General features: G+C 66.8%; 16 protein-coding genes. 4 read left to right on the top strand and 12 right to left on the bottom strand.

Annotation, left to right across the window (positions count from 1 at the left end; all coding sequences use genetic code 11):
- Positions 1 to 6 precede the first annotated feature (6 nt).
- The 4 genes from rpsP to ffh form a co-directional block, all read right to left on the bottom strand.
- Positions 7 to 267 carry a 30S ribosomal protein S16 gene (rpsP, locus tag WDC87_RS15375; protein WP_005415733.1) on the bottom strand — a complete coding sequence of 87 codons (261 nt, stop codon included), beginning with the start codon at positions 265 to 267 and terminating at the stop codon, positions 7 to 9.
- Positions 268 to 354: 87 nt separating this feature from the next.
- Positions 355 to 1,167: an aminotransferase class IV family protein gene (locus WDC87_RS15380; RefSeq protein ID WP_252745490.1), complete on the bottom strand. Its 813-nt coding sequence runs from the start codon at positions 1,165 to 1,167 to the stop codon at positions 355 to 357.
- A complete protein-coding gene (locus WDC87_RS15385) occupies positions 1,164 to 2,240 on the bottom strand; it encodes a nitronate monooxygenase (protein WP_072166886.1) in 1,077 nt (358 codons plus the stop codon). Before WDC87_RS15385 ends, WDC87_RS15380 begins: the two co-directional genes overlap by 4 nt.
- A gap of 148 nt (positions 2,241 to 2,388) precedes the next feature.
- On the bottom strand, positions 2,389 to 3,765 hold the full coding sequence (gene ffh / locus WDC87_RS15390; RefSeq protein ID WP_005408591.1) for a signal recognition particle protein: 1,377 nt from the start codon (positions 3,763 to 3,765) through the stop codon (positions 2,389 to 2,391).
- 122 nt (positions 3,766 to 3,887) lie between these two features.
- Here ffh and ccsA point away from each other — a divergent pair, with 122 nt between their 5' ends.
- Complete coding sequence (gene ccsA / locus WDC87_RS15395; RefSeq protein ID WP_005415730.1) at positions 3,888 to 4,682, top strand: cytochrome c biogenesis protein CcsA; 795 nt, start codon at positions 3,888 to 3,890, stop codon at positions 4,680 to 4,682.
- Positions 4,683 to 4,723: 41 nt separating this feature from the next.
- On the opposite strand, the gene WDC87_RS15400 is transcribed toward ccsA, so the two are convergent.
- From WDC87_RS15400 to radA, 4 genes are all read right to left on the bottom strand, one after another.
- Positions 4,724 to 5,182 (bottom strand): YbjP/YqhG family protein, encoded by a 459-nt coding sequence (locus tag WDC87_RS15400; protein WP_252745491.1) that lies wholly within the window; start codon positions 5,180 to 5,182, stop codon positions 4,724 to 4,726.
- A 92-nt stretch (positions 5,183 to 5,274) separates the two neighbouring features.
- Positions 5,275 to 7,581, bottom strand: coding sequence for a tetratricopeptide repeat protein (locus WDC87_RS15405; RefSeq protein WP_065178089.1), 2,307 nt, complete (start codon positions 7,579 to 7,581; stop codon positions 5,275 to 5,277).
- 49 nt (positions 7,582 to 7,630) lie between these two features.
- Positions 7,631 to 9,487, bottom strand: a complete 1,857-nt coding sequence (locus WDC87_RS15410; protein WP_252745492.1) for an ATP-binding protein — start codon at positions 9,485 to 9,487, stop codon at positions 7,631 to 7,633.
- Between the two features lie 202 nt (positions 9,488 to 9,689).
- Positions 9,690 to 11,066: a DNA repair protein RadA gene (radA, locus tag WDC87_RS15415; protein ID WP_005408586.1), complete on the bottom strand. Its 1,377-nt coding sequence runs from the start codon at positions 11,064 to 11,066 to the stop codon at positions 9,690 to 9,692.
- 151 nt (positions 11,067 to 11,217) lie between these two features.
- On the opposite strand from radA, the gene WDC87_RS15420 reads away from it, so the two are divergent.
- Positions 11,218 to 13,275, top strand: a complete 2,058-nt coding sequence (locus WDC87_RS15420; RefSeq protein WP_252745493.1) for a bifunctional diguanylate cyclase/phosphodiesterase — start codon at positions 11,218 to 11,220, stop codon at positions 13,273 to 13,275.
- A 158-nt stretch (positions 13,276 to 13,433) separates the two neighbouring features.
- Here the strand turns inward: WDC87_RS15420 and cyoD are convergent, their stop codons facing one another.
- From cyoD to cyoA, 4 genes are read right to left on the bottom strand one after another with little or no spacing between them, the layout of a single operon-like run.
- Positions 13,434 to 13,775 (bottom strand): cytochrome o ubiquinol oxidase subunit IV, encoded by a 342-nt coding sequence (gene cyoD, locus WDC87_RS15425; protein ID WP_336331311.1) that lies wholly within the window; start codon positions 13,773 to 13,775, stop codon positions 13,434 to 13,436.
- Positions 13,775 to 14,413 carry a cytochrome o ubiquinol oxidase subunit III gene (gene cyoC, locus WDC87_RS15430; RefSeq protein WP_005408583.1) on the bottom strand — a complete coding sequence of 213 codons (639 nt, stop codon included), beginning with the start codon at positions 14,411 to 14,413 and terminating at the stop codon, positions 13,775 to 13,777. Before cyoC ends, cyoD begins: the two co-directional genes overlap by 1 nt.
- On the bottom strand, positions 14,410 to 16,407 hold the full coding sequence (gene cyoB / locus WDC87_RS15435; RefSeq protein ID WP_088496440.1) for a cytochrome o ubiquinol oxidase subunit I: 1,998 nt from the start codon (positions 16,405 to 16,407) through the stop codon (positions 14,410 to 14,412). The genes cyoC and cyoB overlap by 4 nt, the downstream gene beginning before the upstream one ends.
- A 2-nt stretch (positions 16,408 to 16,409) precedes the next feature.
- The gene (gene cyoA / locus WDC87_RS15440) at positions 16,410 to 17,450 is read right to left on the bottom strand and encodes a ubiquinol oxidase subunit II (RefSeq protein WP_005415723.1); all 1,041 of its coding nucleotides are present in this window, start codon (positions 17,448 to 17,450) and stop codon (positions 16,410 to 16,412) included.
- 353 nt (positions 17,451 to 17,803) lie between these two features.
- Between cyoA and WDC87_RS15445 the strand changes: the two genes are divergently transcribed.
- Together WDC87_RS15445 and WDC87_RS15450 are read left to right on the top strand one after the other, a co-directional pair.
- Positions 17,804 to 18,439 carry a GyrI-like domain-containing protein gene (locus tag WDC87_RS15445; protein ID WP_072166893.1) on the top strand — a complete coding sequence of 212 codons (636 nt, stop codon included), beginning with the start codon at positions 17,804 to 17,806 and terminating at the stop codon, positions 18,437 to 18,439.
- A gap of 20 nt (positions 18,440 to 18,459) precedes the next feature.
- Positions 18,460 to 18,792 (top strand): hypothetical protein, encoded by a 333-nt coding sequence (locus WDC87_RS15450; RefSeq protein ID WP_072166894.1) that lies wholly within the window; start codon positions 18,460 to 18,462, stop codon positions 18,790 to 18,792.
- The last annotated feature ends 26 nt before the right edge of the window (positions 18,793 to 18,818 follow it).

The raw sequence follows: 18,818 nt of genomic DNA on the forward strand, positions 1-18,818 counted from the left end.
TCAGGATCAGGCCGCAGCGGCCTGGGACTTGGTCGCTTCCTTGATCAGGTTGCGGACCTTGTCGGTCGGCTGGGCGCCGTTCTTGACCCAATGGTCAACGCGGGCCAGGTCCAGCTCGATGCGCTTCTCGGCGCCCTGGGCGACCGGGTTGTAGAAGCCAACGCGCTCGATGTTGCGGCCGTCGCGCGCGCTGCGCACGTCGGTGACGATGATGTGGTAGAACGGACGCTTCTTGGCGCCGCCGCGGGTCAGTCGGATCTTGACCATGGTGTTTTTCCTATTGCCCAGTCGCCAGGATGGCGAGGTAAGCGGGCGATTATAGCGGCAGATCGCGGCCGGGCCAACCCCGGGGGGTCAGATCGCTTTTGTGCCGCAAAAGCGGGCTGACCCCAATCCCTGCCAGGCCACCGCCGCCAGCACCACCCTGCCCTGTTCAGCCAGCGCCTGCGAGCCGGGCAGGACATGCCCGTCAATGGCCTCCAGCGCCCACAGGCCGCTGGCGTTGCAGGCAAAAGCCGCCTTCACGCCGGCCAGATCGGCCAGCGGCAGCGGCTGAGTGACCTGAGGTCCCGGCCAATGCTGCTTCAGCAGTGCCTCGGCAGTCCCGCGCAGGGCCGGCGCCTGTGGCCAGAGCAGCCGCTCACCATCGTGCACGGCCAGGTTCCAGGTGCTGCCTTCACTCACGTCGCCATCGGCGGTGACAAACAGCGCATCGTCGAATCCGGCCGCCAGCGCCGCGCGGCGTTCGGCGAACAAACCAAACGTGCCGACGTGCTTGATCTGCGGCAGTTCACGCTGCCAGGCCACGCTGCGCACGCGCTTGGCGACGGTCAGCGTCACCGGCGCTGACACCGCCACCAGCACGTCCACCGGCACCGCCGCCAGCGGATTGCGGAAATCGAAGCGGCGCGAGTACACCGTCACCCGCAGCGAGGCATCGACCTGCCCTGACTGCTGCAATGCCTGCGCCATCCATGCCTGTACCTGCACCGTGTCCAGTTCGCTGCCGAACAGTTCGCGCGTAGCGTGTGACAGCCGCGCCAGATGCAGGTCCAGCCCCTGCACTGCACCACCACGCACCTGCAGCGAGGTGAAGTGGCCGTAATTCACCAGCGCCGGCAGGAGATCCTTCACCTGCGCCGCCCGGCCGTTGCAGCTCACCATCATGGCAGCAGTGCCTGCGCCTGTTCCCACATGCCGCGCAGCACGTCGGCGGCCGGCTGCGCCGGTGCCATCCACGCCGACTGCCCGGCCCAGGCCTGCATCGCTGCGAGACGATTGTCCTGCGCCGCCTGCCTGCGCATCGGGGCGGTCAGGCCGCGCTGCACCGGGTATGGACGCGGCGCGGGGGCGCCTTCTGCGGCAGCGGCGCGCACATAGGGCGTCGCCAGGCCACGGCCCAGGCGACCACTGAAGGCGCGGGTCGGCCAGGTATCTTCCGGTTCGCTGGCGGCCAGCCCATCGGCCCACGCCGAAGCGATCGCCGCTTCCGGCGTGCGCAGGAAGGCGGTGCCGATCTGCACCGCACTGGCACCCAAGGTGAGTGCGGCAGCGATGCCACGGCCATCGGCGATGCCGCCGGCGGCAATCACCGGAATCTGCAGCTGATCGGCCAGGCGCGGCAGCAGCGCAAACAGTCCCACCAGCTGGCGCTCGGCCATCGCCGGATCAAAGGAACCACGATGGCCGCCGGCCTCCGCGCCCTGCGCCACCACCGCGTCGGCGCCGGCGTCCTGTGCCGCGCGCGCTTCGGACAAGGTGGTGGCACAGGCGATCCAGGCGATGCCGGCGTCCTTCAACTGCTGCACGTGGCGCGGCAGCAGCACGCCCATGATGGTCGAGGCCACCGCAGGACGCGCCGCCAGCAGTGCGGCGAACTGTTCTTCGAAGTCGGCCGGCGTGGCGTCGGCGGCGCTGGCCGGCACCTCCGGGCCCCATTGCGCGAGGAAGGCGCGGCTGGCGGCCTCGGCGGCAACGTCACGGGCAGGTACAGGGTCCGGCATCCACAGGTTCACCTGCGCCGGACCGCTGGAGGCTGCGCGGAAGTCATCCATCCAGCGACCGATATCGGCCGAAGAGGACAACACCGCGCCCATTGCGCCCATGCTACCGGCGTTGGCCAGCGCAGCCGACAACGGTACCGGGCAGGCACCGGCCATCGGTGCCAGCAGGATCGGAACGGAAACGCCAAAGCGCCGGCAGAACGCCTCGGCGCGGGAAGCTACAGCGGAACTCTGCATGACGGCCCATCGTTTCGGACAGGCCCCCATGGTGCGCGCAGGACAGGGGAAGAGTCGAGCCTGCTGCCCGACGGCCTGCTGCGGCGCTTGTGCGCCGCCGCCCGAGCGTGGGCCCGGGCGCTACATCAGATTGCGGACGGGGCCGTCATCAACGGAACGGCATGCCGCGGCCGCCCATGGCGCCCATCATGCCCTTCATGCTGCGCAACATGCCCTTCATGCCACCGCCGGCCATCTTGCTCATCATCTTTTCCATCTGCATGTACTGCTTCATCAGCTTGTTGACGTCGGCCGGCGTCACGCCCGAGCCCTTGGCGATGCGCGCGCGGCGCGAGCCGTTGAGCAGGTTCGGATTGCGCCGTTCCTTCTTGGTCATCGAGCTGATGATGGCGATCATGCGCGGCACTTCCTTGCCCTGGCTGACCTGCTGCTTCAGATGGTCGGGGATGTTGCCCAGGCCCGGCAGCTTGTCCATCAGGCCGCCGATGCCGCCCATGTTCTGCATCTGCTCCAGCTGGTCACGCATGTCGTTCAGGTCGAATTTCTTGCCCTTGGCGACCTTCTCGGCCAGCTTGGCGGCCTTGTCCTTGTCGACCTGCTGCTCGACCTGCTCGACCAGCGACAGCACGTCGCCCATGTCGAGGATGCGGCTGGCGATACGGTCCGGGTGGAACACGTCCAGGCCTTCCGGCTTTTCACTGACGCCGACGAACTTGATCGGCTTGCCGGTGATGTAGCGCACGCTCAGCGCGGCGCCGCCGCGGGCGTCACCGTCGGTCTTGGTCAGCACCACGCCGGTCAGCGGCAGGGCATCGCCGAAGGCCTTGGCGGTATTGGCCGCGTCCTGGCCGGTCATGGCGTCGACCACGAACAGCGTTTCGGCCGGATTCACCGCAGCGTGCAGGGCCTTGATCTCGGCCATCATCGCTTCGTCGATGGCCAGGCGGCCGGCGGTATCGACCAGCAGCACGTCGACGAACGACTTGCGTGCATCGTCGATGGCGGCGCGGACGATGGCTTCCGGCTTCTGGTCGGCACTGGACGGGAAGAACAGCACGCCGACCTGCTCGGCCAGGGTCTTCAGCTGTTCGATCGCGGCCGGACGGTAGACGTCGGCCGAGACCACCATCACCTTCTTCTTGCGCTTTTCCTTCAGGTGCTTGGCCAGCTTGCCCACGGTGGTGGTCTTGCCGGCGCCCTGCAGGCCCGCCATCAGGATGATGGCCGGAGCGGGCACATTGAGGTTCAGGTCGCTGGCTTCGGCGCCCATCACCGCAGTCAGCTCGTCGCGCACGACCTTGATCAGCGCCTGGCCCGGGGTCAGCGACTTCAGCACTTCCTGGCCGACCGCGCGCACCTTGATGCGCTCGATCAGGGCCTGCACCACCGGCAGCGCAACGTCGGCCTCGAGCAGCGCGATGCGCACTTCGCGGGTCGCCTCGCGGATGTTCTCCTCGGTCAGGCGGCCACGGCCACGCAGGCGCTCGATGGTGCCGGAAAGGCGCTGGGTCAGGGACTCGAACATGCGGCGCAACCTGTCTGAAAGCGGGGGACAATAAGGCAGACAGTATAACGGGTCCGGCTGTCTCCCCGGACTGCGGCCACGGGGCCGTCGCCAGCATCACGGGGGTATGCGAAACTGCAACGATGACAATCGTTCTCATCGCCGTCCTGCTCTACCTGGCTGCCAGTGCCCTGCTGGTGCGCGCGCTTGGCCGCGATGAGACGACCGGCTCCCCCATCTGGCTGTGGCCGGCCCTGCCCGCCATGCTGCTGCACGGCGGCTACCACGTGATGGTGGCGATGCGCACCAACGGCGGGCCGGACATGCACTTCTTCGCCGCACTGTCGCTGGTCGGCCTGGGCATGGCCTGGCTGACGTCGCTGGTCGGCGCGCGCGGGCGGATGTCGGCGCTGGGCGTGGTGGTGTTCCCGCTGGCCGCCGTGCTGCTGCTGGCCTACCACGGTTACGGCCACGAACCGAGCAAGGTACTGGGCTGGCGCCTGGCCAGCCACGCCTGGCTGGCCCTGCTGGCCTACGCCACGCTGAGCATCGCCGCGCTGCTGGCGATCATGCTGTGGCTGCAGGAACGCGCGCTGCGCCGCCGCGAGTTCCGCCCTTGGCTGCGGGCGCTGCCGCCGCTGGCCGACCTGGAATCACTGCTGTTCCGGGTGATCACCGTCGGCTTCGCGCTGCTGACCCTGACCCTGGTCACCGGGGTGCTGTTCGTCGACGACCTGCTGGCGCAGAAGCTGGTGCACAAGACCGTGCTGAGCGTGCTGTCGTGGATCGTGTTCGGCGTGCTGCTGATCGGCCGCCGGCGCTACGGCTGGCGCGGCATGAAGGCGGTGCACTGGACGCTGGCGGCGATGCTGTTGCTGCTGCTGGCCTTCTTCGGCAGCCAGTTCGTGATCGAACTGGTGTTCGGGCATTCGCGATAGGCGGTGTGCCGACCAACGGTCGGCACCCACCGGCGCTACCGTCAAGGCTGGGCCAGGATCTTCCGCACCGAACGACCACTGTTGGTGACGATGTCATCAACCTGCCAGCACCCCTGCCCGTGGCGCACCATCGGCAGGCGGGTCAGGTAGGCCTTCTTCCACACCGAATAGCGCATCTCGACCTGGCCGGCGGAGGCCGAAGCCTCCTTCCAGCTGTAGCGCACCGGGGTTTCGATGTCACCGTCCTGCGCATCCAGCCACGGATCCGAATCGATGGTGCAGATGCCCTCTTCGCGCTGCTGGCAGGCGCGCTCTCCACGCAGTGCCTTGCCGAAGGCAGGGCTGACCAGCGCCGGGAGTGGCTCCAGCAGATCACCATCGCCCGTCGTTGCCGCGTAGAAGGCGCGGGCCACCGCCTCTGGTTCCTGGCAGGCGGGTGACGCCTGCACGGCAGGGGCCAGCAGCAGCCCGGCGATCATCAACATCCCTGTCTTTCGCATGTATTTTTCCCTGAGGTAGTGCCGCCCGCTGGCCGGCAATACAGGATCTCCCGGTGCTGCCGGCCACCGGCCGGCACTACCCGATATCCGGCCTACAACCCGTAACGCTCGATCACGTCCAGATGCGGCTGGCGATCCTGGTCACAGGCTTCAGCCAGGCGCAGCCAGCAATGCGGATGCGGCCACGTCGCGGTGTGCTGCTGCAGGAAGCGGTGCAGTGCCAGCGGTGCGTGGTCCTGCGGCTGGGCCACGGTGAACAGCAGGCCGGGCAGCGTACCCTCTTCCACATCGGGGTCGGTGACGGTGTAGTCCGGCCGGCTGTGTGACCACACCTTCCAGCCCTGTGCTTCGGCCGCCTCGACGAAGGCATTCCAGGCATCTTCGCCCGGGTGCGCGCCATCGATCATCCAGCTGCGGGCGAAGCCGCCGCGCTCCAGCACATGCACCTGCGCATAGGTCGGGATGAAATGCTCGCGTGCTTCCTCCTCCTCTGGTGCCGGATGCACCAGCGCGGCATCGAACACCACCCAGTCGCCCACCTGCTGGGCGCGGTTGGACGGCGCGTTCTCGACGATGCGCGCGGTCACCGGACCGCTGCGACGGGCGTAGTACTCCATCGGCTCGCCGTTTTCTTCACTGCGGATGATCACCCAGCCCCACGGCTCCTCTACCACGCCGTCCTGGCTGGACAATTCCATGCCAAGCGCCGCCGCCGAGCGGCGCACGGCGTCCCAGTCGCGCGCGGCGCTGGCTGCGCTCATGTGGTCCCAATGCGCGGCATTGGGCTCGTCCAGCAGCTCCACCAGCTGTGCATAACAGGCCTGGGCCTCGCTGAAACGGCCGGTTTCCATGTACATGCGCGCCAGCGTGCCGCGCGCGCCGTGCGAGCCCGGAGACAGCTCCAGAAGCGATCGGGCCGCCTGCTCCAGCGCCGGCCAGTCGGACACGCGGCGTGCACGCTGCACCTCGCACCAGTGCGCGAACACCGGCACGCTGCCGCGATACAGATCGGCCAGCTGGCGCAGTCCGTCGTCGTCGCCCTGTTCGGCCAGCCAGCGCATCAGCGTGTAGGCCGCGGGGCCATCGTGCTGCACATGGCCGCGTACGAACCGCCACAGCAGCGACCGCGCCTCGGCCTGCGCGCCGCAGGCATTCAGTGCCGAGGCGGCCATGTCGGCCAGCGCCTCGTCATCGGGCAGCTCGGCATGCGCCTGCAGCAACCACTGCGCTTCGCGCTCGGGATCGCGCGACTGGTTCTGTTCGCCCTGCGCGTCCAGCCATGCCAGCAGCTCGCCCGCCGGCACCGGCAGCGGCGCGACGTCCGGCAATGCCTCGATGCGCGCGGCCAGGCCGGCCACCAGCGCCGCGGCACCCCGATCCTGGCGCAGCTGCGCCAGATGGGTGCGGGCCAGTTCGAGCTGCCGCAGTGCGACCCAGCGCGCGCCACGCTGCAGGGCGAGTTCCAGGCTCAACGCCGCGACTTCGATCAGCAGGCGGTGCGAACCGACCCGTGCGAAGTGCTCGATGATGGTGTTGAAGCGCGTGCCCAGATCCCACGTATTGCGCGCGGGATCACGCTGGCACAGTGCTGCGGCGGTGTTTGCCCACAGCCGCCAGTAGTTCGGGGTCAGCTCGCTCCACGGCACCAGCTGCTGCAGCGCCTCTTCGTCGCGGCCAAGCTGGGCCAGCGCCCAGGCCTTGGACAAGCGACGCGGCACCGTGCAGTTGGCCGGCTCGTACTCTCCGGACGCAGCAACTTCGGCTTCCCGTTTTTCGATCAGCGCCAGTGCCTCATCGGCACGGCCCATGCCCAGCAGGATCTTGATCTGCATCTCCGGGAAGCTGTCGAACACTTCCTTGCCACAGGCTTCCACGGCATCGGCCTGCACCTGCAGGTAATCCAGCGCCGCCTGGCCACGGCCATCATCGAGCAGCGCATCGGCCTTCTCGCAGCTCAGGCACTGGAAACAGGCCCAGCTCGGATCGATGCGGCCAAGGGTTTCGTCGCAGACCTCGATGCGCTCGGGCACCCAGCCCGGGCCGTCGATGTTGCCGTAGCAAGCGGCCAGGTCCTGGGTCACGCAGATCGACTGCGGGCATTCCAGGGTGTCCTCGCGGTGCGCGCGCTCGAACAGCGCTACGGCTTCGCCGAGTGCGCTCTCGCCTTCCACGCGGTTGCCGACGCGGTTGCGCAGCGCCCAGTGGCCGACATAGACGTCAACCCACGGGTTGTCCAGTGCCTTGCCCAGGGCGCGTGCTTCGGGCAGCAGCGCATCGACGCGGTCGATCTGCAGTTCACTGACCTCGTCGGCGAGGCGGTTCAGCAGGTGCGCGTTCTGCGCCTGGCCGGCCTGGCGCAGGTCACCCTGCAGCTTTTCGACCCAGTTCCAGATGTCCATGGGGGTAATTGCTCCTGTCTAGCGAAGGCTGGATGAGAAGGTGCGGTGCTCAGCGCAGCATCTGCTGCAGGGCACCGGCGATATCGGTGAAGGCACCATTGAGATCCGGGCCCGGCGTAGCAGTCGCGCGTGCCAGCGGGCGGCCCTGCGCGGCGACGATGACTTTCAGCGAGCGCAGCAGGCGGGCTGCGGCCTCGGCCTGTGGGTGGCCCTCGCGCTGGGCGCGCAGCAGTGCCTGCACCGCCGGGTTGTCGAGATTGAGATACAGCCGCGACGGTGCGCGTGATTCGATGCGCGCGGTGAACTGTCGCGCCAGGCGCAGCGCGGCCATCGAGACGCGCTTGTCGTTCTCGTCGTCTTCCAGCCGTTGCTTCAGCTCGGCCTCGCGGTCGGGCACCACCACCACCGGCAGCGCCTCCGGGCTGAAACGTGCGGGCAGCAGCTGCTCGCCGTCGCCCAGCTGTTCGCGCAGCCACGCCAGCTGCGCCTCGTCGAGGCTGTCATCACTGCGGAACAGTGCGCGGTTGCCCTGCTCGGTGCCGAGCTCGACCAGGCGCAGGCCCTTGGCCTGGGCCCAGCGCCGCAGGAACGGCACCACCGCGTAGCGATGGCCATGCGCGACCGGTACGCCCATCGCGCGGAACAGCATCTCTTCAAAGCCACCGCCGTTGTCGAGGATGACATGCACGGCACCGCGCGCCGGCAGCGCACTGGCCGGCAGGTCGCCCTGCGAAGTCGGCACCCGCACATGCTCCATCAGCAGTTCGAACAGGCGGTCATCGCACAGTGCCGCACCCAGCAGCGCCTCGTTGTGGCGGGTCAGCACGCGCCGCCAGGCTTCCGGTTGCTGCTTCGCAACGTCGGCCAGGCCGTCGATCAGCGCCTCCAGCAGTGCATGCTGCACCGCGCGGTACTGGTCATCGCGCTGCAGGTCTTCGCGGCTGGCGGTGGGCGTCAACCGCGAGGATTCGATCACCCCGCCGATGAAACCGGCCCACGGCGGCAGCAGGTCGCGCGCGTCGTCATCCAGCAGCATCCCACGCACGAACACCGACAGGTTGCGGTTGTCGCTGGTGCCATAGGTGGCGCCGTCCTGCACCCACAGCAGGCCAGTGGCATCGCTGTTGCCATCGGCACGCAACGGCACGGTCACAATCGGCTCGAAATCATGCTCGAACCGCGCGGCGAACTGCAGCGCCTGCCGGCGGGCCTGCACCGGATGCACGGCGACCTCCCCCTGGCCGCGCCACGGCGGCGGCTCGGGATTGAGCGCCTCGCCCGCAGCACCGATGAAGATCGGCTCGGATAGCAACGCGCAGTAGCGGCCCAGCACCTCATGCAGGCGCGCCTCGTTGGCCAGCGGCAGGAAGTCCGGATGCAGCTCCAGCTCCACCTCAGTGCCCACCGCGCGTGCAGGCACTTCGCTGACGGTGTATTGCTCGGCGTTGCTGGACACGTACAGATGGCCCAGATCCGGCGTCTGGTACGAGGTGGTGCGCACGCTGACCCGGCGGGCCAGCACGAAGGCCGACAGGAAGCCGAGGCCGAACATGCCGATCAGCCCTTCATCGTCCTCTCCGCCCTGGCGCAGGCCACGGGTGTAGCCGACGCCGACGGTGGCCAGGTAATCGTGGATCTCCTGGCGGGTCAGGCCAGCACCGGTATCAGTGATGCGCAGTACGCCGGCACCGGCATCAACCTGCACCGAAATGCGCGAAGGCACGTCAACACCGGGCTGCTCGATGCGGCGGCGGATGATCGAGTCATGCGCGTTCTGTACCAGCTCACGCAGCGCCACCACCGGGGTGGAATACAGGTGCTTGCCCAGCACCGTCATCAGTCCATTGAGATCGACCCCGGCACGACGGATCTCGGCGTTGGGGGCGGTGAGTGCGGTGTCCTGCATGTAATCGTTTACTCCTGGGCACGGAAAGACGCCAGAGGGCGTCTTCGTCGAGCGGGAAAAACTAGCACAGTGAAGCTGACCGTTACTGCATTGGGCACTTGTAGAGCCGAGCCCATGCTCGGCTGCTGTTCGACCACCAGTCGAGCATGGCTCGACTCCACAGAAAGCAGCCGAGCGTGGGCTCGGCTCTACAGGGCTGGCATCACGCCGCGTCGATGGCCTCGGACAGGCGTTCCACCGCGATCACCTCCATGCCTTTCACCGAACCGCCCTTGGGCGCATTGGCCTTGGGCACGATGGCGCGCTTGAAGCCATGGGTGGCGGCCTCGCGCAGGCGGTCTTCGCCATTGGGCACCGGGCGGATCTCGCCGGACAGGCCCACCTCGCCGAAGGCGATGGTCTTCTCCGCCAGCGGCCGATCCTGCAGCGACGACAACACCGCCAGCAGCACCGGCAGATCGGCGGCGGTCTCCTGGACGCGGATGCCACCGACCACATTGACGAACACGTCCTGGTCGCCGACCAGTACACCGCCATGGCGATGCAGCACTGCCAGCAGCATCGCCAGGCGATTCTGCTCCAGGCCGACCGCGACACGGCGCGGGTTCGACAGCGGCGATGCGTCGACCAGCGCCTGTACCTCCACCAGCAGCGGCCGCGTGCCCTCGCGGGTGACCATCACGCAGCTGCCCGGCTGATGGGTGCTGCCGCCGGACAGGAAGATCGCCGAGGGGTTGGAGACCTCCTTCAGGCCCTTGTCGCCCATCGCGAACACACCCAGCTCGTTGACCGCACCGAAGCGGTTCTTGAACGCGCGCAACAGGCGGAAGCGGCTGCCGCTCTCGCCTTCGAAGTACAGCACCGCGTCCACCATGTGTTCCAGCACGCGCGGGCCGGCGATGCCGCCTTCCTTGGTCACATGGCCGACCAGGAACACGGCGGTGCCGGTTTCCTTGGCGAACCGCACCAGCCGCGCCGCGCTCTCGCGCACCTGGCTGACCGAACCGGGCGCAGCGGTCAGGCTCTCGGTCCACAGGGTCTGCACCGAATCGGCCACGATCAGCCGCGGCCCAGCCCTGGAGGCATGCTGCAGGATCGACTCGACCCCGGTCTCGGCCAGCGCATTGACGCCGTCCAGCGGCAGCTCCAGGCGATGCGCACGACCAGCCACCTGCGCCAGTGACTCTTCGCCGGTGACGTACAGCACAGGCAGTTCAGCGGCCATCTTCGCCACCGCCTGCAGCAGCAGCGTCGACTTGCCGATGCCCGGGTCGCCGCCCACCAGCACCACCGCGCCTTCGACCAGGCCGCCGCCCAGCACACGGTCGAACTCGCCGATGCCGGTGGAGACCCGGCGATGCTCGGTCTGCTCCACATCCTTCAGCGCAGTGATCTTCGGCGGATCGATCTTGCCGGCCCAGCCCGCCCGGCGCGAGGCCGGCGCCTTGGCCGCCGCCGCGCTCTCCAGCACGATTTCCGACAACGAGTTCCAGGCGTTGCACTCGGTGCACTGGCCCTGCCACTTGCTGAATTCGGCGCCGCATTCATTGCAGACGTAGGCGGTGCGGGCTTTGGCCATCGGAGGATTTCCAGCAACGGGAACAGGCGTGGCAGGATAGCCGAGCCGGGTCGCAGCTGCTGCGACCGCTCAAGTCCTGCCCACCCGCGCCGATAGGGGTCGCGGGCGTGCGCCTTGCGGGCGCCCCCCTTCCTCCCCCACTGGATTCAACATGACTGGCAGTTACAGTCAGAGCCTGGTCATCATCTCCCTGCTGGTGGCCATTCTTGCTTCGTACACGGCGCTGGACATGGCCGGGCGCCTGGCCACCGCCGAGGGGCGCGTGGCGCGCTGGTGGCTGGCCGGAGGCGCGGCGGCCATGGGCCTGGGCATCTGGTCCATGCACTTCATCGGCATGCTCGCCTTCGACCTGCCGATCCCGGTGGGCTATGACCTCAGCATCACCCTGTACTCGCTGGCGGTCTCGATCGGTGCCTCGGCCTATGCGCTGTGGCTGGTATCGCGCCCCAGCCTGCCGTGGCGCCGGCTGCTGGCCGGGGCCGTGCTGATGGGCCTGGGCATCGCTACCATGCACTACCTGGGCATGGCTGCGATGCGCATGCAGCCCGGCATCGACTACCACCCGGGCTGGTTTGCCGCCTCCATCGCGGTGGCCATCGGTGCCGCTGGCGCCGCCCTGTGGATCGCCTTCCGCCTGCGCGCAGAGCAGCGCCACACCCTGCGCCTGCGCGCGCTCGCATCGCTGGTGATGGGCCTGGCCATCGTGGGCATGCATTACACCGGCATGGCGGCGGCGCGCTTCCCCGAAGGCAGCCTCTGTGGCGCCGTCGGCAGTGGCGGCATCGACACGCGCTGGCTGGCGGTGCTGGTGATCGTCACCACCGTGGCCACGCTGGGCATCGCCCTGGTGGCCTCGCTGTTCGACCGGCAGATGCGCGTGCGCACCGGGCTGCTGGCCGATTCGCTGGCGCACGCCAACGACAAGCTGATCCAGGCCGCGCTGCACGATCCCTTGACCCAGCTGCCCAACCGCATGCTGCTGCAGGACCGCATCGAGCAGGCCATCGAGAAGGCGCGGCGCCGCAATCATGCGGTGGCGGTGATGTTCTGCGACCTGGATGGCTTCAAGGCGGTCAATGATGCCTATGGTCATCAGCTTGGCGACCGCCTGCTGGTGGCGGTGGCACAGCGCATCGGCGGCCTGCTGCGCCCGCAGGACACGTTCGCCCGCCTCGGCGGCGACGAGTTCGTGATCGTGCTGGCCATCGACATTCCCGACGATGCGGTCGTGGTGGCCGAGCGCATCATTGCCGCCGCCGGTGAGCCGTTCACGCTGGATGCGGCCGAACTGCAGGTCAGCGCGAGCCTGGGCATCGCCCTGTACCCGGATGATGCCAGCAACGAGCGCGAGCTGATGGCGCACGCCGATGCGGCGATGTACCACACCAAGGAAACCGGGCGGAACGGCTATACCTTCTTCACGCCCTCGATGCAGCTCAGTGCCAATCGCCAGTTGCGCCTGCTGCAGGACCTGCGCAAGGCCATCGCCCGCAACGAACTGATCCTGCATTACCAGCCCAAATTTCCGGCCGCGGGCGCACCGGCCACCGGCGCCGAGGCGCTGCTGCGCTGGCAGCACCCGGAGCTGGGGCTGCTGGCGCCGGATGTGTTCATTCCGATCGCCGAACGCAGCGGCCTGATCCTGCCGATCGGTGACTGGGTACTGGACCAGGCCTGCGCGCAACTGCGGGAATGGCACGATGCCGGGCATGCGGAATGGACAATGGCGGTGAACCTGTCGCCGCTGCAGTTCGCCTCGCCGGCACTGCTGGACAGCGTGCGCGAGGTGCTGGAGCGGCACCGGATCGAACCGGCACGGCTGACCCTGGAGATCACCGAGACCACGGCGATGAAGGACGTCGATGCCAGCTTGGCGATCCTCAGCGACCTGACCGCAATGGGCGTGCACATCGCCATCGATGATTTCGGTACCGGCTACTCCAGCCTGCTGTACCTCAAGCGGATGCCAGCCACCGAACTGAAGATCGACCGTGCGTTCGTGCACGACCTGGAACGCAATGACGAGGACGCCGCCATCGTCTCATCGATCATCGCGCTGGGCCGCACCCTGCAGCTGCAGGTGGTGGCCGAAGGCGTGGAGACCCAGGCGCAGCGCGAGTACCTGAGCGAGCTCGGCTGCGACCAGCTGCAGGGCTACCATCTGGGCCGGCCGATGGAGGCCGAAGAGTTCCTGCGCCGGGTGGGATGAGGCGAGCGTCTCCTCCACGCACGGGATGGAACCACGGGTAGAGCCGGCCGCTGGCCGGCGTCCCCCAATTTCCGGCCACCGGCCGGCACTACCGGACAACGGAAAACCAGAAAGGGCGCCCGGGGGGGGCCTTTCTGCGTGGCAACCTCGCCAGGACGTCAGTGCATAATGTGGACGTTCATGTTGTGGATGAACCACACGGTGCCGATCACGATGATGCCGATCACCACGACGGTGAAGGCCGCAGCGTTGACGTTCCAGCGGCTTTCCGAAGAGCGGTCCAAGTGCAGGAAGAACACCAGGTGGACCAGCATCTGCAGCACCGCGGTGACCGCGATCACCACACCGTTGACGGTGCGCGAGAAATCGCCCGACATCACCATCCAGAACGGGATGACGGTCAGCACCACCGCCAGCACGAAGCCGATCAGGTACGACTTCACGCTGCCGTGGCTTTCGCCGCCGGTGCCGTGGTCGTGTGCATGGTTGTCATGTGCCATTACAGCGCTCCATTGAGGTAGACGACGGAGAACACGCCGATCCAGATCAGGTCCAGGAAGTGCCAGAACAGGCTCAGGCACGCCATGCGGGTCTTGTTGGTCGGGGTCAGGCCGTACTTCTTCAGCTGCACGAACATCACCAGCAGCCACAACAGGCCGGCGCTGACGTGCAGGCCGTGGGTACCGACCAGGGCGAAGAACGCCGACAGGAAGGCACTGCGGTCCGGACCGTAGCCCTGATGGATCAGGTGCTGGAACTCCCACACTTCCATGCACATGAAGCCGAAGCCCAGCAGCCAGGTGATGCCCAGCCACAGGTACATCTGGCCCATCTGCTTGCGGTGCATGGCAATCATGCCCAGGCCGAAGGTCAGCGACGAGGTCAGCAGCAGCGCGGTTTCCCACGCCACGAACGGCAGCTCGAACAGGTCCTTCGCGGTGGGACCGCCATCGGTACCGCCTGCCAGCACCACGTAGGTGGCGAACAGCGAGGCGAAGATGAGGCAGTCGCTCATCAGGTACACCCAGAAACCGAAGACGGTGTTGCCGCCGGTATCGTGGTGCTCGTGGTCGTCATGGCCATGGGCCGCCGCATGCGCGGCGTGCCCGTGGCTCAGGGTCGAGGTATTGGTGCTCATGCCTTCAGCTCCGACTTCACCAGGCCCTGGGCTTCCAGGTGCTTGCGGTGTTCGTTCTCGATGCGTTCCACCTCGGCGGCCGGGACCCAGTAGTCCACGTCCTGGTCGAAGGTGCGGTAGATGAACGTGGCGATCATGCCGACGAAGCCGACGATGGCCAGCCACCAGATGTGCCAGATCATCGCGAAGCCGAACACCAGGCTGAAGGCACCGATGACAACGCCCGTGCCGGTGTTGCGCGGCATGTGGATGTCGGTGTACTTGGCCGGCTTCGGCCAGGCTTCACCCCGCTGCTTGCGCTCCCAGAAATCGTCCAGCTCGGTGACTTCCGGCAGCGTCGCGAAGTTGTAGAAGGCCGGCGGCGAGGAGGTTTCCCACTCCAGCGTACGGGCATCCCACGGGTCGCCGGTCAGGTCGACGGTCTTCTTGCGGTCGCGGATCGACACGGCCACCTGGATGATCTGGCACAGGATGCCGGCGCCGACGATGAACGCGCCGCAGGCAGCAACCAGCAGCAGCGGCTCGTAGGCCGGGTTCACGGTGCTCTGCAGGCGGCGGGTCATGCCCATGAAGCCCAGCACGTACATCGGCATGAAGGTCACGTAGAAGCCGATGAACCAGCACCAGAACGCGCACTTGCCCCAGAACTCATTGAGGCGGAAGCCGAACATCTTCGGCCACCAGTAGGTGATGCCGGCGAACATGCCGAACACCACGCCGCCGATGATGACGTTGTGGAAGTGGGCGATCAGGAACAGGCTGTTGTGCAGCACGAAGTCGATGGCCGGAATCGCCAGCATCACGCCGGTCATGCCGCCGATGACGAAGGTGACCATGAAGCCGATGGTCCACAGCACCGGGCTGGTGAAGTGCACGCGACCGCGGAACATGGTGAACAGCCAGTTGAAGATCTTCACGCCGGTCGGGATCGAGATGATCATCGTCGTGATGCCGAAGAAGGCATTGACGTTGGCACCCGAACCCATGGTGAAGAAGTGGTGCAGCCACACGATGAACGACAGCACGCCGATGCAGGCGGTGGCGTAGACCATGCCCTTGTAGCCGAACAGCGCCTTGCGCGAGAAGGTCGCGATGACTTCGGAGAACACACCGAACGCCGGCAGGACCAGGATGTACACCTCCGGGTGACCCCAGATCCAGATCAGGTTGATGTACAGCATGGCGTTGCCGCCACCGTCATTGGTGAAGAAGTGCGTACCCAGGTAACGGTCCAGGGTCAGCAGCACCAGGGTGATGGTCAGCACCGGGAAGGCCGCGACGATCAGCACGTTGGTCACCAGGGCGGTCCAGGTGAACACCGGCATCTGCATCAGCTTCATGCTCGGGGTGCGCATCTTGAGGATGGTGATGAAGAAGTTGATACCACTGAGCGTGGTACCCAGGCCCGCCACCTGTAGACCCCAGATGTAGTAGTCCATGCCGACGCTTGGACTGTATTCGATGCCCGACAACGGCGGGAACGCCAGCCAGCCGGTGGCAGCGAACTCACCGATCCACAGCGACAGCATGATCAGCACCGCACCGGACACGAACAGCCAGAAGCTGAGCGAGTTGACGAACGGGAACGCGACGTCGCGCGCACCGATCTGCAGCGGCACGGCCAGGTTCATCAGGCCGGTGATCAGCGGCATCGCCACGAAGAAGATCATGATCACGCCGTGGGCGGTGAAGATCTGGTCGTAGTGGTGCGGCGGCAGGTAACCCTCGGAACCACCGACGGCGATGGCCTGCTGGGTACGCATCATGATGGCGTCGGAGAAACCGCGCAGCAGCATGACGAAGGCGACGATGAGGTACATCACGCCGATCTTCTTGTGATCCACCGAAGTGAACCACTCCTTCCACAGATAGCCCCACAGCTTGAACTTGGTGATCAGGGCGACGACGCCCAGGCCACCAAGAACCGCGCCGACCAGGGTGGTCAGCACGATCGGATCGTGGGGGATCGACTCAAGAGAGAGTTTTCCCAACATGTTCATTCTCCCGAACCCGCGTGGCCGGCATGGCCTGCGTGTTCGTGTTCGGTGGCATCCAGGTTTTCACCCGATTCCTTGGAATCATGCGCGTCACTCGGGGCGTGGCCCTCGTGCGCTTCATGGGTGGCGGCATCGGCAGCGGCGGCACCGGCATGCGAGTGCTTCATGCCGTAATGCTTGTTGTCGCCCATGTGCTTGGCGATGACCCAGTCGAACAGGCCTTCTTCGGTCTTGCCGAAGTAAGTGACCGGATACCACTCGGCGTTGCGTGCTTCACCCAGGGCCTTGAACGAGGCCTTGTCCAGGGTCTGCTCGCCGGCGCGGACCTGGTCCAGCCACTGGCGGTACTCGGCATCGGTGACCGAGTAGGCGGTGAAGTGCATCTTGGCGAAGCCCGCGCCGCTGTAGTGCGAGGACATGCCCGGGAATTCACCGGTCTCGTTGGCGATCAGGTGGAGCTTGGTCTCCATCGCAGCCATCGAGTAGATCATGCTGCCCAGGTGCGGGATGAAGAATGCATTCATCACCGAATCGGACGTGATCTTGAAGTTCAGCGGCGTGTTGACCGGGAACTTGATTTCGTTGACGACCGCCACCTTCTCTTCCGGATAGATGAACAGCCACTTCCAGTCCAGCGAGATCGCCTCGATGGTGACCGGCTTGACGTCCGAATCCAGCGGACGGTACGGGTCCAGTGCGTGCGACGAACGCCAGGTCAGGACCGCCAGCACCAGCACGATCATGCAGGGAATGGACCACACCACCACCTCGATCGCCGTCGAGTGGGACCACTTCGGCTCGTAACGGGCCTTGGTGTTGGAGGCGCGATACTTCCACGCGAACGTCAGGGTCATGATGATGACCGGGATGACGACCAGCAGCATGAGCACGGTGGCCGTGATCAGCAGGGTCTTCTCATCCTGGCCGATCTGGCCCTTCGGACTGAGGATGGCCACGGCATCGCAGCCGGTGAGCATCACCAGCAACGACAGCAGCAGGCCCGGGCGCAACCAGCGCCCAAGGGTTTTCAACGGAATCATCGGTCGATCCAATTGCGAGGGAATGCCGTTCCCCGTCCCTGCCTGTTCCAGCCAAAGCCGGTCCCACCGGTCCGGAAGACAGGCAGGGAGGTGGGGGCGAGTCAGCCTTTCAATTTTAGGCCGTCACCCACCATTTAAGAAAGGCATTGACAATGATCGAGCGCAGGAAAGGCCCGATTCTGGCTGCGACACGTTGTCGCACCGCGCAGGCGCGGCGGGCAAAACAGCCGGGGGCGGCATCCTAGCATCGAGTGGTGGCCGGCGCTCCGCCCTCGTTCGGCAAAGTCATCTGAACCTGTTCAGGCGTGCTGGCAGGTGCCTGGCGTGGGATGCTCGGCGCAGGAGGAAGGCCCGTGGACAAGATCGACTTCAGGAAGCGCGACCGGGCGCTCTATCAGGCCCCGATGGGCCGGTTCGTGACCGTGGACGTACCGCCCCTGCCCTACGTGATGGTCGATGGTCGCGGCGACCCGAACACGGCCCCCGCCTACCTGCAGGCCGTGCAGTGGCTGTATTCGGTGAGCTATGCACTGAAGTTCGCGCTGAAGGCCGAAGGGCGCGACTACGTGGTGCCACCGCTGGAAGCGCTGTGGAGCGCCGAGGACCCGGCCAGCTTCGCCGCGCGGCGCAAGGATGAGTGGGCCTGGACCGTAATGATCCGCACGCCCGAGGGCATCGGCCCTGCACAGTGGCAGTCCGCGATCAGCAAGGCGCGCACGAAGCTGGGAGAGGCTCCGCCCAGCCTCCGCCATGAACTCCTTGCCGAGGGCCCCAGCCTGCAGACCTTGCACGTGGGCGCCTACGACGACGAAGGCCCCATCCTGGCGCAGCTGCATGACGAAGTGATGCCCGCACTGGGATACACCTTTGCCGGGCCCCATCATGAGATCTACCTCAGCGACCCACGCAGGACCGCGGCGGCGCGGTTGAAAACCGTGCTGCGGCAGCCGGTGCGGCCGATCGGGCCTGATGAGGATTCCCGCAGATGACACAAGGCACAAGGAATGCCATGCGCCTGATCAGCCGACTGCTGCACTGGACCACCGTGCCCGCCGGGCGCCGCCTGATGGCCGTGCTGGGTGCTGCGCTGGTGATCGTGCTGGCCTGCAATCCGGATCTGCTGCCGTTGCTGCCGGTGGTGGATGCGCTGGGGCTGGACGTGCTGATGCTGTTGCTGGGTGCGCAGGTGGTGGCGGTACTGCCTCGGGTGCGGGAGCGGGCCGCGCGCGGGATCAGAGTGCTTGCACGCCTGATGATCGGCGCATCGGCGGGAGCAGCAGGTGGTTATCTCCGGCAGCTGGCGTGGTGGCTGGCGAAGGATGCGGGTATGACGCGGCGTTGATGGCGTCGCGCCGCTAATCGGCCAAA

Origin of the sequence: Stenotrophomonas maltophilia group sp. Smal12 (genome assembly GCF_037079935.1) — a bacterium.
Classification (GTDB): Bacteria; Pseudomonadota; Gammaproteobacteria; order Xanthomonadales; family Xanthomonadaceae; genus Stenotrophomonas; species Stenotrophomonas sepilia.

What these genes read in the sequence shown, in the direction of transcription:
- WDC87_RS15385 (WP_072166886.1), bottom strand. Translation starts at nt 2,240, where the DNA reads ATGCAGAGTTCCGCTGTAGCTTCCCGCGCCGAGGCGTTCTGCCGGCGC.
- cyoD (WP_336331311.1), bottom strand. Translation starts at nt 13,775, where the DNA reads ATGGCACATGACAACCATGCACACGACCACGGCACCGGCGGCGAAAGC.
- cyoC (WP_005408583.1), bottom strand. Translation starts at nt 14,413, where the DNA reads ATGAGCACCAATACCTCGACCCTGAGCCACGGGCACGCCGCGCATGCG.
- ffh (WP_005408591.1), bottom strand. Translation starts at nt 3,765, where the DNA reads ATGTTCGAGTCCCTGACCCAGCGCCTTTCCGGCACCATCGAGCGCCTG.
- WDC87_RS15400 (WP_252745491.1), bottom strand. Translation starts at nt 5,182, where the DNA reads ATGCGAAAGACAGGGATGTTGATGATCGCCGGGCTGCTGCTGGCCCCT.
- ccsA (WP_005415730.1), top strand. Translation starts at nt 3,888, where the DNA reads ATGACAATCGTTCTCATCGCCGTCCTGCTCTACCTGGCTGCCAGTGCC.
- WDC87_RS15410 (WP_252745492.1), bottom strand. Translation starts at nt 9,487, where the DNA reads ATGCAGGACACCGCACTCACCGCCCCCAACGCCGAGATCCGTCGTGCC.
- cyoA (WP_005415723.1), bottom strand. Translation starts at nt 17,450, where the DNA reads ATGATTCCGTTGAAAACCCTTGGGCGCTGGTTGCGCCCGGGCCTGCTG.
- rpsP (WP_005415733.1), bottom strand. Translation starts at nt 267, where the DNA reads ATGGTCAAGATCCGACTGACCCGCGGCGGCGCCAAGAAGCGTCCGTTC.
- WDC87_RS15450 (WP_072166894.1), top strand. Translation starts at nt 18,460, where the DNA reads ATGCGCCTGATCAGCCGACTGCTGCACTGGACCACCGTGCCCGCCGGG.
- WDC87_RS15420 (WP_252745493.1), top strand. Translation starts at nt 11,218, where the DNA reads ATGACTGGCAGTTACAGTCAGAGCCTGGTCATCATCTCCCTGCTGGTG.
- cyoB (WP_088496440.1), bottom strand. Translation starts at nt 16,407, where the DNA reads ATGTTGGGAAAACTCTCTCTTGAGTCGATCCCCCACGATCCGATCGTG.
- WDC87_RS15380 (WP_252745490.1), bottom strand. Translation starts at nt 1,167, where the DNA reads ATGATGGTGAGCTGCAACGGCCGGGCGGCGCAGGTGAAGGATCTCCTG.
- radA (WP_005408586.1), bottom strand. Translation starts at nt 11,066, where the DNA reads ATGGCCAAAGCCCGCACCGCCTACGTCTGCAATGAATGCGGCGCCGAA.
- WDC87_RS15405 (WP_065178089.1), bottom strand. Translation starts at nt 7,581, where the DNA reads ATGGACATCTGGAACTGGGTCGAAAAGCTGCAGGGTGACCTGCGCCAG.